The 15476-nt window shown below is 70.9% G+C and carries 12 protein-coding genes; 6 read left to right on the top strand and 6 right to left on the bottom strand.

Annotation, left to right across the window (positions count from 1 at the left end):
• Nucleotides 1-27 precede the first annotated feature (27 nt).
• Nucleotides 28-474 carry a hypothetical protein gene (locus tag ACFT7S_RS35150; RefSeq protein ID WP_382739464.1) on the bottom strand — a complete coding sequence of 149 codons (447 nt, stop codon included), beginning with the start codon at nt 472-474 and terminating at the stop codon, nt 28-30.
• Between the two features lie 174 nt (nt 475-648).
• Between ACFT7S_RS35150 and ACFT7S_RS35145 the strand changes: the two genes are divergently transcribed.
• Entirely contained in the window at nt 649-1923 is a 1275-nt protein-coding gene (locus ACFT7S_RS35145) for an ABC transporter substrate-binding protein (protein WP_382739392.1), read from the top strand.
• 58 nt (nt 1924-1981) lie between these two features.
• On the opposite strand, the gene ACFT7S_RS35140 is transcribed toward ACFT7S_RS35145, so the two are convergent.
• Entirely contained in the window at nt 1982-3610 is a 1629-nt protein-coding gene (locus ACFT7S_RS35140) for a hypothetical protein (RefSeq protein WP_382739389.1), read from the bottom strand.
• 159 nt (nt 3611-3769) lie between these two features.
• Nucleotides 3770-5152 (bottom strand): transcriptional regulator, encoded by a 1383-nt coding sequence (locus tag ACFT7S_RS35135; protein ID WP_382739386.1) that lies wholly within the window; start codon nt 5150-5152, stop codon nt 3770-3772.
• A 260-nt stretch (nt 5153-5412) separates the two neighbouring features.
• Between ACFT7S_RS35135 and ACFT7S_RS35130 the strand changes: the two genes are divergently transcribed.
• Genes ACFT7S_RS35130 through ACFT7S_RS35120 form a run of 3 tightly spaced genes read left to right on the top strand, consistent with a single transcriptional unit; the run spans nt 5413 to nt 8608 of the window.
• Nucleotides 5413-6099, top strand: coding sequence for a bifunctional DNA primase/polymerase (locus ACFT7S_RS35130; RefSeq protein WP_382739383.1), 687 nt, complete (start codon nt 5413-5415; stop codon nt 6097-6099).
• A 38-nt stretch (nt 6100-6137) separates the two neighbouring features.
• A complete protein-coding gene (locus tag ACFT7S_RS35125; protein ID WP_382739380.1) occupies nt 6138-6968 on the top strand; it encodes an ABC transporter ATP-binding protein in 831 nt (276 codons plus the stop codon).
• A complete protein-coding gene (locus tag ACFT7S_RS35120) occupies nt 6965-8608 on the top strand; it encodes a transporter (RefSeq protein ID WP_382739377.1) in 1644 nt (547 codons plus the stop codon). Before ACFT7S_RS35125 ends, ACFT7S_RS35120 begins: the two co-directional genes overlap by 4 nt.
• 23 nt (nt 8609-8631) lie before the next feature.
• Here ACFT7S_RS35120 and ACFT7S_RS35115 read toward each other — a convergent pair whose 3' ends face one another.
• The gene (locus ACFT7S_RS35115; protein WP_382739375.1) at nt 8632-9525 is read right to left on the bottom strand and encodes an alpha/beta fold hydrolase; all 894 of its coding nucleotides are present in this window, start codon (nt 9523-9525) and stop codon (nt 8632-8634) included.
• Nucleotides 9526-10135: 610 nt separating this feature from the next.
• Nucleotides 10136-10828, bottom strand: a complete 693-nt coding sequence (locus ACFT7S_RS35110) for a metal-dependent transcriptional regulator (protein ID WP_382739372.1) — start codon at nt 10826-10828, stop codon at nt 10136-10138.
• 197 nt (nt 10829-11025) lie between these two features.
• Between ACFT7S_RS35110 and ACFT7S_RS35105 the strand changes: the two genes are divergently transcribed.
• Nucleotides 11026-11781: an SIS domain-containing protein gene (locus ACFT7S_RS35105; protein WP_382739369.1), complete on the top strand. Its 756-nt coding sequence runs from the start codon at nt 11026-11028 to the stop codon at nt 11779-11781.
• A 46-nt stretch (nt 11782-11827) separates the two neighbouring features.
• Here the strand turns inward: ACFT7S_RS35105 and ACFT7S_RS35100 are convergent, their stop codons facing one another.
• On the bottom strand, nt 11828-13219 hold the full coding sequence (locus ACFT7S_RS35100; RefSeq protein WP_382739366.1) for a PAS domain-containing protein: 1392 nt from the start codon (nt 13217-13219) through the stop codon (nt 11828-11830).
• A 620-nt stretch (nt 13220-13839) separates the two neighbouring features.
• On the opposite strand from ACFT7S_RS35100, the gene iscB reads away from it, so the two are divergent.
• The gene (gene iscB, locus ACFT7S_RS35095; RefSeq protein WP_382739461.1) at nt 13840-15174 is read left to right on the top strand and encodes an RNA-guided endonuclease IscB; all 1335 of its coding nucleotides are present in this window, start codon (nt 13840-13842) and stop codon (nt 15172-15174) included.
• Nucleotides 15175-15476: the final 302 nt, after the last annotated feature.

The following is a 15476-nucleotide window of genomic DNA, read 5'->3' as shown; positions in this document are numbered from 1 at the left end:
CCCGTAGGGTGCCACACCTGCCCGGTCTCAGGCCGATCTGGTCATGATGCGGAGCACGTCCAGCGAACGCGGCGGAGTGTCCGGGTCCTCGCCGTCGTTCGTGGCGAGCATCACATGGGCCTCGCGGGCGGCCCGTACGGCCTCCGGCCAGCCGTGGTGCTCCAGATACGCGGACACGGGGGCGTCGGCGCCAACCTGGTGCATGATCCGCAGCACCCGGAGCGCGGCGACGTCCACGAGGGCGGCCTCGCCGGAGTCTCGGAAGATCGTGCCGACGTATTTCTCGGCGGACCAGTTGTCCAGCCAGGTGTCCTCGACCAGGCGGTACACGGCGTCGGTGACGTCCCCGTACCCTTCCCGGCCGGCCAGCCAGCACTCGTGGTGGAAGACGGGATCGGAGAGCATGTGCAGCGCCGAGCGCACATTGCTGCGCCAGCGCCACCAGGGCATGTCATTGAGCGGCATGCCGCCCATGGTGGAGGAGCGACGGCCGCGACGGGAAGTGTTCTCCGAACCTTGCTGCACGGTGGTCGATCGTACGTTCCCTTTCCCCGTGGGCCTACGGCCCCCCGTAATTCACCTCGATGTCACCGAGCGTTGTGCGCAGCACACTGCAGCGTTACCCCGGGACCGGAAATGTTCATGCCCATGACCGGACGGCGACGCCTCACCCCACCCCGCCCCTTCCGACTCCTCACCGCCACGGCTGCCGCCGGGGCGCTGCTCACCTCGGGCTGCGGCGTGTTCCCGGGGGTCTCGGGGGACTCCAAAGAGCCCGTGACCGTGATGACCTGGGCCCCCGAGCGTTCGCCGGACGGCTCGCCGCAGGCGATGGCGGGCGTCTCGGCCATGGCGACGGCATACGCCCGCTGGGTCAACGAGCAGGGCGGCATCGACGGGCACGAACTGCGCGTGATCACCTGCGACGAGGGCGACACCCTGCTCGGTGCGGGAAGGTGCGCCCGCGAGGCGGTCAAACAGGACGCGGCGGCGGTGGTCGGCTCGTACAGCCGGCACGGGCAGGCGTTCATGGCCCCGCTGGAGGCCGCCGGAATCCCGTACGTCGGCGGTTACGGGGCCTCCACCGAGGAATTCACGAGCTACAACTCCTACCCGGTCAACGGCGGCCAGTCGGCGCTGCTGGCGGGCAACGGCAAGCAGCTGGCGGCCGGTTGCGAGCGGGTCTCCCTCGTACGTCCCGACTCGATCAGCGGCGACGGCATGCCCCAGCTCCTCAACACCAGCCTCACCGAGTCCCGTCGGGCCAAGTCCGTCGACATCCTGGCGCCGGAGGCGGCCACTTCGTACGACGACCAGGCCGCCCAGGCATTGGAGAAGACCGGCGACGGCTGTGTGACGGCGGTGCTCGGCGACCGTACGGAAACGTTCTTCGACTCCTTCCGCCGGCTCGAACCGGAAGGCAGCCGGGTACGCGTCTCGTCCGTCCTCGGCAGCGTCGGCCAGCCGCTCATCGACCGGACCGGCGGGCGGAACAGCCCGTTCGAGGGTGCGTTCGTCACCGGCTGGTACCCGGACTCGAACGACTCCCGCTGGGCCGAGATGCGCCAGGTGATCCGCCAGTACGCGTTCGCCGACAACCGGGTCGACCCGGAGGACACCGGTGTGCAGACCACCTGGATCGCGTACACGGTACTGAGGGCGGTCATCGAGGAGATCGACGGGCCGCGGATCACGGCCGGGAAGGTCTCGGCCAGCCTCAACCGGGGCACCGAGGTGGACACCGGCGGGCTCACTCCGGTGCTGCGCTGGGGCTTCAAGGACCTGCTCGGCACCTCGGCGTATCCGCGCATCGTCAACGGACGCGTGACGTTCCAGGTGGTACGCAACGGTCGCCTCGTCGCCGAGAGGAAGGGCTTCGTGGACGTCTCGGAGACCCTGTCGGACGCCCGTGGCGTCAGCTGACCGTCACGTCGAAAGGCCCGGCCCGGATGTCCGGGCCGGGCCTTTCGACGTGGCGGCGTCAGAGGTCCTGCGGGGTGCGCTTCGTGAGCGCGTACTTCGTCGCGATGGAGTTCCACAGTCCGGACGCCTGCCGCTTGGCCGTGGTGGCCTCGCCGCTCCGCACGTTGGCCTGCGCCTTCTCGTTGGTCGACCTGGCGTGGCCACCCTTGCAGATCTTCTTGTTGTTCTTGGCCTGCACGGCCCAGGCGGCGTAGTGGTCGTCGGCCGACGCGGACGCCTGCCAGGCCCTCGTCAGCGAGGACGACAGCTCGGCGTGCTGCGGCAGCTTGTCGATGGTGAGGTCCTTGAGCCGGATCACCAGGTCACGGCGCTGCTGGGCCGCTCCCTTCAGGTCGCTCGCGGCCTGGTCAAGGGCCTGGCACGACTCGATCTTCCCGACCGCGCTGATCACGGCCGCCCGGCTGTTGTTGCTGTCGGCGAGCAGCTTGTCGAGTGCCTTCGCCTGCGGCTCGGCGGGGTCTGTCGCCGACTGCGTGCTGGGCTGCTCGGCGGGTGAACTCTGCGAGGCCACCGGCTGCTTGTCGTCCGGTTTGTCGTCGCCGCCGCTCATCAGGGCGCCCGCCCCGAGCCCGATGACGGCGCAGCCGATGACGACCGCGGCGATCAGCGGAACGTGCGCGGACCGCTTGCGCCGCGGTCCGTGGTCCTGCTCCGGCTCCTGCATGCCCTGGAGGCCCTGCAGGCCGGACTGGTAGCCCTGGGGACCGTGCGGCGGCTGGGGCGGCTGGTGCTGCGGCGGCTGCTGGTTCTGACCCGGCTGCTGGTACTGCGGCGGCTGCTGGTACTGACCCGGCTGCTGGTGCTGCGGCTGCTGCTGCGAGGGGTCGAAGCGCGGCATCTGCTGCGTCGCACCCGAGGGCGCCTCGCTGCGGAAGAGGTTGTCGAATTCGGCGGGCGGCGGCCGCTCACCGGGCGTCCCGGGCCTGATCCCGTACGGGGCTCCACCGGGCACCGGGGGGATGAGCTGGGTTGCGTCGGCCTCACCCGGCGCCGCCGTCCCCAGGAACTGCGTGGACTCGGCGGGGCGCTCGGGCGGCAGCCCGCCCGGACCGGAACCGCCGGACACGGGCGCGATGAACTGCGTGGCGTCCGCGTCCCCGCCGGCCCCCGGCGCGAGACCCGAGATGGCCTCCGGCGGCAGCGGCTGCGCATACGGGAGGGGCTGCGACTGGTTCTGGGCGTGCGGCTGGGCGTGCGGCTGGGCCTGGTACTGGCCCTGCTGCGGCTCGTACGGCCCCTGCTGGTACTGGCCCGGCTGCTGATACTGGCCAGGCTGCTGGTAAGGCCCCGGCTGCGAGGCGTACTCCCCCGGCTGAGGCTGCGACGGCGCGTTCCCGTACGGACCCGGCCCGCCCGCGTACGGCTGTGCGGGCGGCAGCTGCCCGTCCTGCCGGGCCGACGGCAGCTGCCCAGGGGCCGGAGCGTCCGGGAGCTGCGGCTGACCGCCCTGGGGGCCCCAGGACGATCCCCACGGCTGCCCTCCCGCGGGAACGGCCTGATCGGCCGGGCCTGCCGCGGGCGGGCCCACCCTCCAGGGGGCACCGCCCTCCGCGGGCAGCACGACACCTTCGTGCGTGGGCCGTACAGCAGGGGACTGCTGTTCGTCGCCCTGTCCGCTCTGCGTCACCGGGACTCCTACGTGTATACCTACGGAATCGTCGGCTCACGCTATCGGGTGGCTGCCGCACTCCGCCAAGCGCGTGATGCCGCTCACCACCCCTTCACATGGAAGCCTGCACCCCGCCGTCCCGGATCACCCCGGCGGACGGCCTGTCGCACCCGGCGCTCAGGCGGCCTGGAGCTCCAGCCGGGCGCCGAATTCACGAACCGCGGGCTCGTCCCCGTACGGCACGAGCCGCTGCTGGAAATCATCGAGATACTCCGCTCCCCGGCTGGAACGCACCGTCGCCAGCAGATCCACCGCCCGGCCTCCCGTGTGGCAGGCCTGCTCCACCTCCCTCATCTGCACCTGCGCGGTCGCCAGCAGCACCAGCCCGATGCCTCTGCGCCGGGCCTTGGTCTCCGGCAGCGCGGCCAGGGCCTCCGTCGCCCGGCGGGCAGCCGCCTCGCCCTGCCCCAGATCGCGGTGGCAGTGCGCCAGCTCGTCCGCGAGATAGCCCGCGTCGAAGTGGGCGATCCACGGCGGGTCGTCCCCGCTGTCCCCGTCCGCGTGCTCCAGCGCCGTCAGCGCGCGGCCCGCCACCACCTGGCAGGTGCGGGCGTCGCCCAGCAGGGCGTGCCCGCGCGCCTCAGCGGCGTGGAACATCGCCTCCGCCCGCGGCGTCACCCGCCCGCGCGCACCCTCCTGCGCGGCCCGTGCCAGCTGCGCGATCTCCCTCGGGTTGCCGAGCTGCGCGGCGAGATGGCTCATCGAGGCGGCCAGCACATAGCCGCCGTAGGCCCGGTCGCCCGCCGCCTGGGCCAGCCGCAGCGCCTGGATGTAGTACCGCTGGGCGAGCCCCGGCTGACCGGTGTCCACCGCCATGTACCCGGCGAGTTCGGTGAGCCGTGCCACGGCCCCGAACAGCTCCCGGCCGACCGATTCGCGGTACGCCCCCGAAAGCAGCCCGGACACCACGCTGTTGAGGTAGTGCACCAACACCGGCCGCACATGGCCGCTGCCGAACCGGTGGTCCAGGTCGACGAGCGCGGCCGTCATCGCCCGTACTGCCTCCACATCGGGCATACCGACGCGGGCGCCCGCGGCCCGGGCGACCTGTGGGTCGGCGCCCGTGATCAGCCAGTCGCGGCTGGGTTCGACGAGGGCGGACGCCGCCACCGCCGATCCGGCGAGCAGATCGCGCCGCCCCACGTCGCTGCGCCACAGCTCACAGACCTGCTCGATCGCTCCGAGCACGGTCGGGGCGAACTGGAGGCCCACGCCCGAGGCGAGGTTCTTGCCGTTGGCCATGCCGATCTCGTCGATCGTGACCGTACGGCCGAGCTTGCGGCCGAGCGCCTCGGCGATGATTCCCGGTGCCCTGCCCCGTGGTTGCTGCCCACGCAGCCACCGGGCGACGGACGTCTTGTCGTAGCGGAGATCGAGCTCGCGCTCGGCTCCGACCATGTTGACGCGGCGGGCGAGGCCCGCGTTGGAGCAGGCGGCTTCCTGAATCAGCGTCTGGAGCCGTTCGTTCGGCTGGCGGGTGACGAGAGGTCTGGCTGCCATGTTTCCCCCTGAGACCGCAGTGATCGGTGAAGGGATCACTGCCCGGCACATATACAAGAAATGCGCATATTCATCGGCATTCGGTATGAGCTGTCGCGGTTTCTCGGCATGGGTCATCGCACGGTCTGTATGTGGCTACCCGCACATCGATGCGCCGCCGCATGCGCGCCCCCGTCCATGCCTCGATGCGCCCCATATGCAGGATCGATGCACCGTGACCGGGTTCGCCGCGCCCGTAACCCCAGGTGGCGGCGGGAGTTGTGTTGTTCGTGGAAGAGCCCATCGGAGTCACGGAAACCGCACAGATCCCCCAACAGCGAGGTGAGCAGCTGCTCGACGCCGCAGTGCGATATGCGGAAGAGCGGCACTGGGACGTGTTCCCGGGCACCTGGCTCGAAGCCGTCGAGGGGGTGGAGCGCTGCTCGTGCGGGGACACCGACTGCGTCGCGGCCGGAGCCCACCCCACCCGGCCGGACTGGGCGGGCCAGGCGACCGGCAGCGCGGCGGAGGCCCGCCGGATGTGGTCCGAACAGCCGACGTCCTCGATCCTCCTGCCGACCGGGCGGACCTTCGACGCGATCGACGTCCCGGAGTCCGCCGGTTTCCTGGCTCTGGCCCGGATGGAGCGGATGGCGATGCCCCTCGGACCCGTCACCTGCGCCCCCGACCGCCGGATGCTGTTCTTCGTCCTGCCCGGAGCCGCCGCGAAGGCCCCCGACCTCGTACGGAACCTCGGGTGGAACGCCGACACCATCGACCTCGTGGGCCGCGGCGACGGTCATTACGTGGCCGGTCCGCCGTCCCGTCTCGGCGGACGGGGAGCGGTGCAGTGGGCCCGGCGCCCCACACCCGCCAACCGGTGGCTGCCGGACGCGGAGGAGCTGATCAACCCGCTCGCCTACGCCTGTGCACGTGAGGCGGCCGACGCCAAGGCGCGCCTTTCGTAGGGTGGTCCCCACCATCGGGGATATCGAAAGGCAGTGCTATGCCTGACCAGGCAGAAGCAGTTGAGACAGACGGAGCAGTTGAGGCGGGTGGTGCGCGGACGGCGCCGCCCGCCGTCCGCGTCCAGGGGTTGTGGAAGCGGTTCGGGGAACAGATCGCGGTCGCGGGGATCGATCTGGAGCTGCCCGCGGGCAAGTTCATCGGACTCGTGGGACCCAACGGTGCGGGGAAGACCACCACGCTCTCGATGGTGACGGGACTGCTCAGGCCCGACATGGGGAAGATCGAGGTCGGCGGCCACGACGTGTGGCTGGACCCGGTCGAGGTGAAGTCCCGGATCGGGGTGCTCCCTGAGGGGCTGCGCCTCTTCGAGCGGCTCTCGGGGCGCGAACTCCTCGCGTACATGGGCAGATTGCGCGGACTGCCGGGTGCCGAGGTCGACATGCGGGCCACCCAGCTGCTCGACGTACTGGATCTGGCGGGCGCGCAGCACAAGCTGGTCGTGGACTACTCGACCGGTATGCGGAAGAAGATCGGGCTCGCCGCCGCGCTGCTGCACAACCCGGAAGTGCTCTTCCTCGACGAGCCGTTCGAGGGGGTCGACCCGGTGTCCGCACAGACGATCCGCGGAGTTCTCGAGCGGTACACCCGGTCCGGCGCGACCGTCGTCTTCTCCAGCCATGTGATGGAACTGGTCGAGTCGCTGTGCGACTGGGTGGCCGTCATGGTGGCGGGCCGGATTCGCGCCCAGGGCACGCTCGCCGAGGTACGGGGTGACGCGCCCTCCCTCCAGAACGCCTTCCTCGAACTGGTCGGCGCGGGCGCCCGTGACACCGGGGACTCCCTGGACTGGCTGGGCGGCGCCCGATGACCGTGCTCGACGCCCCTGTGGGGACCGCCGCCCCGGCCGGCCGGGGCGAGGGGCTCGTCTCCGTTTTCGTACGGCTCAAGCTGACGCTGCTGCGCAACGGACTGCGCCAGTCGTCCGGCCGCAAGGCCGCGTACATCTCGTCCATGGTGTGCGCGCTGCTGCTGGCCGTCGCCCAGGTGATCGGGCTGGTCGCCCTGCGCGGCAACGCCCATGCGACGGCCCTCGTGGTGCTGCTGACCGGGGTGCTGGCGCTCGGCTGGGCCGTGATGCCGCTGTTCTTCCCGAGCGGCGACGAGACACTCGACCCGAGCCGTCTGGTGATGCTGCCGCTGCGGCCCCGCCCGCTGATCGGCGCGCTGCTGGTGGCCTCGATGGTCGGGATCGGGCCGCTGTTCACGCTCTGCCTCGCCCTCGGCTCGGTGATCGCCGTGGCGCACGGGGCGGCGGCCGCGGTGACCGGGGTGGTGGCGATCCCGCTGACTCTGCTGGTCTGTGTCGCGCTGGCGCGATCCGTGGCCACGGCCAATGTCCGGCTGCTGACCTCCCGCAAGGGCCGCGATCTCGCGGTCCTCAGCGGGCTGGTGATCGCGGTGGGCTTCCAGTTCGTCAACTTCGGTATGCAGCGGCTCGGCCGGGCCGGTGGGCTCTCCTCCCTGGAACCGGCCGCGGACGTCGTGGGCTGGCTGCCGCCCGCCTCGGCGATCGGTGCGGTGAGCTCCGTATCGGAGGGGGCGTACGGACAGGCCGCCCTGCAACTGCTGGTCTCCGTACTGGCGCTGGTCGCCCTGGTGTGGCTGTGGCAGCGGAGCCTGACGAAGCTGATGACGGCACCTGACGGCTCCACGCTCGCGGCGGCCGAGCCGACCCGCACCAAGTCCGGAACGGACCGCTCCGGACTCTTCGCGCTGCTGCCGGAGGGGCGCACCGGCACGGTGATGGAGCGCAGCCTGCGGTACGTGGCACGGGACCCCAAGACGAAGGCGGCCTGGGTGACGGCGCTGGCCGTCGGCCTGATCGTCCCGCTGCTCAACGCGCTGCAGGGCACCGGCTCGGTCTACCTCGCGTGCTTCGCGGCCGGGATGCTCGGCATCCAGATGTACAACCAGTTCGGCCAGGACACCTCCGCCTTCTGGATGGTGTCCCTGACGATCTCCTCGACCCGGGACGCCTACGCCGAACTCCGTGCGCGGGCCCTGGCGTTGCTGCTGATCACGTTGCCGTACACAGTCCTGGTGACCGTGCTGACGGCTGCGGTGCTCGGGGACTGGGAAGCGCTGCCGGAGGTCATGGGGCTCTCCTTCGCCATGTTGGGCGCGATGCTGGCGACCGGTGCGATGGCCTCCGCGATGTACCCGTACTCGATCCCGCAGGACGGCGCGTTCAAGAACGTGGCGCCGGGGCAGGCCGGGCTGGCCTGGATCTCGATCCTCGGCGGGATGGTGTCGTCCGCGCTGCTCTGCGCACCGGTGATCGCCCTGACGATCGCGATGCATGCAGGCGATCTGCGGGGCTGGTTGTGGCTGGTGCTGCCGGTGGGGGCGGTGTACGGGGCACTCGTCGCCTGGGCAGGGGTGCGGCTGGCCGCGCCCCGCACGGCGCGCCGGCTCCCGGAGATCCTGGCCGCGGTCAGCAAGGGCTGACCGCGGCCGGGGGCTCGGCGGGGTTACGGCGAGACAGGTTCGCGGTTGTCGCGGGTGTCCTCGGCGAGCTGTTCCAGGAAGGGTTCCACGGCGGCCCGCCAGCCCTCCGGCCGGTCGTAGTGGACGAGGTGACCGGCGTCCGCGACCTCCGCGTACTGCCCGCGCGGCAGGACGCGGACCATCTCCTGGGCCTCCGCCCTCCCCAGCTCGCCGTCGAGGCCGCGCAGGACCAGGGTCGGGCAGCGGACCTGGGCCAGCTCGTCCCAGTGCGCCTCGTAGACCCAGGTCGCCCGGGACTCCAGCATCTGCCGGCGGGAGAAGACGGGGCGCCAGCCGTCGGTCCCCTCCGCCATCACCTCGGCGAAGAACTCGCCGCGGGCGGGGTTGGGCCGCTCCACCCAGGGGTCGTCCTCGCCGAACCACTTGCGTACGTCGGAGAGGGTCGCGAAGGGGACGGGCCAGGCGTTGAACCAGTCCTCCCATTCCCGCTGGGAGGCGGCCCCGAGGGCGGAGGCCCGCATGTCGCAGATGACCAGGGCCCGGACGAGATCGGGGCGCTTCGCGGCGAGCTGCCAGGCGGTGAGGGCGCCCATCGAATGTCCGATGAGGGTGACGGGGGCGAGACCGAGCTGTTCGATCGCGGCCTCGGCGTCCGCGACATAGGCGTCGCGCGTGTACGGGCCTTCGGCCGGCCTCTCGCTGCGGCCGTGCCCGCGCTGGTCGAGTCCGAACGCCCGGTGGCGCTCGGCGAGCCAGCGGGCCGTGGCAGCCCAGTGGGCAGCCCTGCCCATCAGCCCATGGAGCATTAAGATCCCGGGCGCTCGCGCCGCCTCCGCGTGTTCCTTGGGCGGATCGGCGAACTCCCACGCCGCGAGTCGTACACCGTCGTATCCCGTCACATCGATGCGCCGCACCATAGCCCTGGCACCCCCTTCTCGTTCCGATCACCGCGTGGTCGCGTCACGCCAGGCTATCGAACTCTTATTCGAAAACCGGGTTCTGGCACACAACACCGCTCGTTCGAGTGACCACCCCCAAGGATTGACGTCGGCCACCCTGGGGAGATGTTCTCCGGGGGGCGGACCGCTCGGGGAAAACGGTCCGTCGGGGCCGACCTCGAGAGCTCGGGGCTCCAGGTCGGCGAAGGGGAGGACGGGCCCCGGTGCCAATGAGCGCCGGGGCCCGCCCCTGTTCCGGAGCGAATCCTTCGCACGCCGTGCACGACGGCGTGGATACGAGAACGCGGGCGCCCATGAGCGCGGCGGGCACCTCCTGGTGCACATGCCAGTACGACGGGCGCATTCCCTGCTCCCTCCCCGGCCGCGCGGCCCGGATCGATCCGATCCGGCCGACACCCTCAGGTCATATGCCTGGCCACAGCCTGGCACGCGATCCGTCCGGGCGCTGCAATTCCGGACGGAAAACAGAAAGCGGGCGTTACGGTCCGGTCACCAAACCTCCGGCGAATCGTCGCCGTATCGCCACGCCACCGCTTCGGGGCGCGCTCGGCGCCCCTTCCTCACCTGGTCAGCGCTTCGCGACGAAGACGTGCGAAGCGACCTCGGCATCCAGCTCGGCCGCCTCGCCACTCGAACCGACCAGCACGCCGCCGGGCGACGCCGTCACGCTGACCACCGAGCCGGGCTGCACGCCCGCGCGCCGCAGCGTGTACATCAGCTGGGCGTCGGTCTGGATCGGCTCACCGATCCGGCGCACCACCACGGTCTTCCCGTCGACGCCCGGGTCCAGCTCCGACAGGCTCACCATGCTGTCGTCCAGGAACGGGTCGGCCTCGGCCTTCTCGCCCAGCTCCTCCAGGCCCGGGATGGGATTCCCGTACGGAGACTCGGTGGGGTGCCGCAGCAGCTCCAGCACCCGGCGCTCCACGGCCTCGCTCATGACGTGCTCCCAGCGGCACGCCTCCGCGTGGACCTGCTCCCACTCCAGCCCGATCACGTCGACGAGCAGACACTCGGCGAGCCGGTGCTTGCGCATGACGCGGGTGGCGAGGCGGCGGCCCTCGTCGGTCAGCTCCAGATGGCGGTCGCCCGCGACCTGGACCAGCCCGTCGCGCTCCATGCGCGCCACCGTCTGGCTGACCGTCGGACCGCTCTGGTCCAGCCGTTCCGCGATCCGGGCGCGCATGGGGACCACGCCTTCCTCTTCGAGCTCGAGGATGGTGCGGAGATACATCTCCGTGGTATCGATCAGTCCGGACATACGTGCCCCTCGATGCTGTGACATGAAGTCGTCGTGCGATGGCCCTGCCCCAATTCTGACGCATACCGCTGACAACCGTGCCGCGCCGACCGAAGAGCGTGCGCCGCCGGGCCCTGCGCGGTATTGACAGGCCACTGGTCCAGACCGCAACGTGATCGGCGGCACGGACATTCCCTCCCGCTGAAAGGCCCTCCTCGATGAGCGACAGCAAGCTGGCCGGTCAGTTCTTCGACGCAGCGATCGGCCTGCTGGAGCGGGTGCGCGACGAAGAGTCCGGGAGCATCGCCGCCGCCGGCGCCGCGATCGCCGATACGGTCGCCTCGGGCGGCCGGCTCTTCGCGTTCGGCGCCGGGCACTCGTCGCTCGCCGCGCAGGACGTCGTGTACCGGGCGGGTGGCCTCGCCGTGATGAACCTGCTCGCCGTGCCCGGCACGGTGGGGGTCGACGTCATGCCGGCGACGCTGGGCTCCGCGCTGGAGCGGGTGGACGGGCTGGCCGGAGCGGTGCTGGACTCCAGTCCCGCGCGCTCGGGCGACCTCCTCGTGATCATCTCGCTCTCCGGTCGCAACGCGCTGCCGGTGGAGATGGCCCAGAACGCGCGTGCGCTCGGGCTGACGGTCATCGGGGTCACGTCGGTGGCGTACGCGGAGGGGACGAAGTCCCGGCATACGTCGGGCGGATTCCTGCGCGACCACTGCGACATCGTCCTCGACAGCAAGATCCCGATCGGCGACGCGGAACTGACGACGCCGGGCGTCGAGGCGCCGTTCGCGCCCGCGTCGACGGTGGTCACCAGCGCGGTGATGCAGGCGATGATGGCGGCCGCGGCGGAGGCGCTGGTGGCTCGGGGGATCGAACCGCCGTTGCTTCGGTCGGGGAACGTCGATGGTGGGCACGAGTGGAACGGGCGTGTGATGACGGAGTACGCGGACCGGATCTTCTACCGCCACTGAGTGGTGCGGGGGGCTCGACGAAGCCGTCCCGGTGGCCGTTCCGTCCTCAAACGCCGGACGGGCTTGAGGGGGTGCCCGGCGGGCCGGCCTCCTCGGGGAGCAGGCGGGCCAGGTCCACTGCTGAGGCGACCCTTGCGGACACCGTCTCCGCGTAGGTCGCGTCCGGGCGTTCGAAGGCCGTGCGGTGTGCCGTGCGCAGGAACGTGACCACGCCCAGCGTCCGGCCCCGGCTGCGCAGCACCGTGCACAGGGCGTGGACGGAGTCCCTGGGCCACTGACATTCCAGCGCCCAGGCCTCGGCGGCGGCTCCCGCGCTCGCCCGTACCGAGCCCTCGCGGTCCAGCGACTGGAGGGCCGGGTGCCCCGTCGCGTACCGCACCGGGACCGAGCCGCCGGAGACCGGCAGGCACGGGCCCGGGCCGTCGGCGGGCGTCGAGAGCGTGCGTACGGGGCGGGGGGCGCCGTCGGCCGGCAGCAGGTCCACCACCACGTGGTCGGCGAATCCGGCCAGGGCGTAGTCCAGCGTGGACGTGGCCGCCTCCATCGGGTCCTCGCACTCGGCCGCCGCGCCCGCGGCCCTGTGCAGCTGGTTCGACCGGAACCGCAGCCGGTCCGCCTCCTGCTCGGCCAGTTTCGCCGCCGTCACGTCCTGGAACAGCCAGCCGACACCGAGCGGAACCGGTTCCTCCGCGAGCGGTGAGGCCAGCCGCAGGAATCCGTTGCGCCAGCAGCGCCGCCGGTCCCCCTCCGACGTCCGCAGCGTCACCCACAGCTCGGCGGGCGCGGGCGGCGTCCCCTCGGCCAGGACGTGGTGCAGCGAACCCTCCAGGTCCTCCACGCCCTGCACGATCAGCTCGCCCAGCGGGCGGCCCAGCAGCGCCGTGCGGCCTCCGCCGAGCGCGCGGGCCGCATGCGCGTTGACGACGGTCGGACGCAGATCGACGTCGACGAGGACCACACCCCACGACGCGTCCTCGAACAGCGCCTCGCTGAGCGCGATCGCCCGTTCCAGATCGATCTGCGCGTGCACCTCGCTGAACGCGCAGTACACCCCGGCGGGCTTCCCTTCGGCGCCGCGCACCCCGGCCGACTGGGTCCGTACGAGCACCCGCCCGCCGTCCTTGCGCAGCAGCGCGAACTCGTGGACCTGACGGCCCGGGGCGTCCATGGCGGCCATCAGCCGGGCCTGCACATCGGCCGCGTCCGCGCTGCGCACCGCCCAGCCGGCGAATCCGCTGCGGCCCACGGCCTCGTCGGCGGTCCAGCCGAGGATGCGCTCGGCCTCGCGGTTCCAGTGGGTGATCGTGCCGTCCGCGTCGAAGGCGCAGAGCGCGGCGTCCATCCCGTCGAGCAGAGCCGCGAGCAGCTCCGACCCTGGCTCCGGATCGCCGTCGGAGCCGAGAGCATCCGTGGTTTCACTGCTGCTGGAAGCGTTCATTACGTACCCCCTGCAGGAGGTGTTCGCCATTGCCGCACGTCCCACCATTCAACTCGAACGTGACCCACGGCACACCCCCTTCCCTGAAATCCACCCCAGCTGGCACTGGGTCCCAGTCGATTAACACCCCGAACGATCATGCGTTCGATGTTCGCCAAAAGATCACGCGTACGTGCGGTGATGACCGGATCCCCGGGCCCCTTCGGACGCGTCGCAGCTAGCGTTCCTGACCAACACGTTGAAAGGAGATCACTCGCTCCCGCTCCCTCCTCACGAGACGAGCCGAGTGAACAGCCCCAGTCATCACGATCATCGATCAAAGGCAGGTGCCCTTGATGACTACGTTTCCCGCAGGCGAGCAGACCCACCGAGCTGTGCTTCCTCAGCGGCCCGCACTGGAATCCGTGAGAGCAGACACCCCTGGGAGCAGGGACGAAACGGCTCACGGACACCCCGCCCCCGCGCGGGACACCGGCAGGAAACATGGGCGAGGGGAGACCGACGGACGCGGCACACAGCACCGTCGGCGTCACGCCTCAACGGCAGCGACCCGGGACGGTGACGTCCCTCCACCGAACAACACCTACCGAGGCGGAACAGGCGCGGGCAGAGTCTTCGTCCTGGCAAAGGGCGGAGAGCCCCTCATGCCCTGCCATCCCGCCCGCGCACGCGAACTACTGGCCCACGGCCGCGCCGTCGTCGCACGGCACACCCCCTTCACCATCCGCCTCAAAGACCGCACACGCGCCGAATCCCACGTCGCCGGAGTACAGCTGCGCATTGATCCGGGCTCCAAGGGAACCGGGATCGCACTCACCGACACGAAGCGGGCATCCGACGCCTCGGACGGTTCGCCCGCAACCGTTCGGCGCGGACTCGTCTCGCTCGAATTACGGCATCGCGGCGACCAGATCCACCGAGTCATGGGCAAGCGAGCCGGATACCGACGCAGACGGCGCTCCGCGAACTGCCGCTACCGCGCACGCAGGTCACACAACCGCACCCGCCCGAAGGGCTGGCTGCCCCCGTCGGTGCAGCACCGGATCGACACCACAGTGGCAACCGCCCACCGTCTCACCCGGTACGCACCAATCACCGAGATCCACATCGAGCAGGTCGCTTTCGACACCCACGCCATGATCACCGGCCACGACCTCACCGCCACCGAGTACCGCAGCGGAACCCTGGCAGGCACCGAGATCCGCGAATACCTGCTCACCAAGTGGGGACGCACCTGCGCCTACTGCGGAGCATCCGGTGTACCGCTGAACATCGACCACATCCAGCCCCGCAGCCGGGGCGGCACCGACCGCATCTCCAATCTCACCCTCGCCTGCGTCAGCTGCAACCAGGCCAAAGGCTCCATGCCCGTCGAGGAATTCCTGGCCCACCACCCGGCCCGCCTCACGGCCATCCGTTCGCAGATCAAAGCACCACTCCGCGACGCCGCCGTCATGAACGCGACCCGACGACTGCTCACAGACGCCCTCGCGGCTCTTGGAGAGCCGGTACACGCCTGGTCAGGAGGCCGAACAAAGTGGAACCGCACCGTCATGGGCCTGCCCAAGACGCACACGCTCGATGCCCTCTCCGTCGGGCCGCTCGACCACGAGGCCGGAGCCGCGACAGTCCGTGTGCCCCGGCAGGTCCAGATCGTGACGGCAACGGGGCGCGGTAGCTATGCCCGCACCACCCCCGACCGGTACGGATTCCCCCGGCTCACCCGCTCGCGCCAAAAGCGGCACCACGGCTTCGCCACCGGCGACCTCGTGCGCGCCTCCGTGCCGAAGGGCAAGTGGGCAGGGGAATGGACCGGGCGGATTTCCGTCCGCTCCTCCGGGCAGCACAGTCTCACCACGCCGGTGGGCCGCTTCAACGTGTCCCACGTGAACCTACGGCTGCTCCAGCGTGCCGACGGATACGCGTACAGCTACCGGCAAGAGGTCACCGAATAAATGGGTTGTGGCGTCCCCCGACGGTTCATAGGCTGCTGCCAGCGACGAAAGGAGGTGTTCCGGAAGTGATTTCTCTTCGGACTCGTGAGGTGACTGCGGGCTGACGCCCGTTGTCGCACTCTTTGCAGTGCAGGCCGGTCGTCGGCCAATCCCAAGCAGTCACCGACCCGCAGGCTCGCCGGTAAGTCCGGCCGGCTCCTCCGCAAGGAGGGACCAGAGCCTGCGGGTTTCTGCATGTCCCGGCAGGGGACGGGCGCCCTAGGGCCTGTCGTTTGGATCATGCCGGGCTCGCGGGGCATGAT

The sequence above is a fragment of the Streptomyces sp. NPDC057136 genome (assembly GCF_042670885.1).
In the GTDB taxonomy this organism is placed as follows: Bacteria; Actinomycetota; Actinomycetes; order Streptomycetales; family Streptomycetaceae; genus Streptomyces.
Note: the sequence above shows the minus strand (reverse complement) of the source record. Positions and strands in the feature narration are given on the sequence as shown.

Excerpts from the sequence above, each read along its gene's own strand:
- ACFT7S_RS35110 (WP_382739372.1), bottom strand. The coding sequence starts at position 10,828 with ATGTCCGGACTGATCGATACCACGGAGATGTATCTCCGCACCATCCTC.
- ACFT7S_RS35115 (WP_382739375.1), bottom strand. The coding sequence starts at position 9,525 with ATGGTGCGGCGCATCGATGTGACGGGATACGACGGTGTACGACTCGCG.
- ACFT7S_RS35135 (WP_382739386.1), bottom strand. The coding sequence starts at position 5,152 with ATGGCAGCCAGACCTCTCGTCACCCGCCAGCCGAACGAACGGCTCCAG.
- ACFT7S_RS35105 (WP_382739369.1), top strand. The coding sequence starts at position 11,026 with ATGAGCGACAGCAAGCTGGCCGGTCAGTTCTTCGACGCAGCGATCGGC.
- ACFT7S_RS35120 (WP_382739377.1), top strand. The coding sequence starts at position 6,965 with ATGACCGTGCTCGACGCCCCTGTGGGGACCGCCGCCCCGGCCGGCCGG.
- ACFT7S_RS35125 (WP_382739380.1), top strand. The coding sequence starts at position 6,138 with ATGCCTGACCAGGCAGAAGCAGTTGAGACAGACGGAGCAGTTGAGGCG.
- ACFT7S_RS35100 (WP_382739366.1), bottom strand. The coding sequence starts at position 13,219 with ATGAACGCTTCCAGCAGCAGTGAAACCACGGATGCTCTCGGCTCCGAC.
- ACFT7S_RS35145 (WP_382739392.1), top strand. The coding sequence starts at position 649 with ATGACCGGACGGCGACGCCTCACCCCACCCCGCCCCTTCCGACTCCTC.
- ACFT7S_RS35150 (WP_382739464.1), bottom strand. The coding sequence starts at position 474 with ATGGGCGGCATGCCGCTCAATGACATGCCCTGGTGGCGCTGGCGCAGC.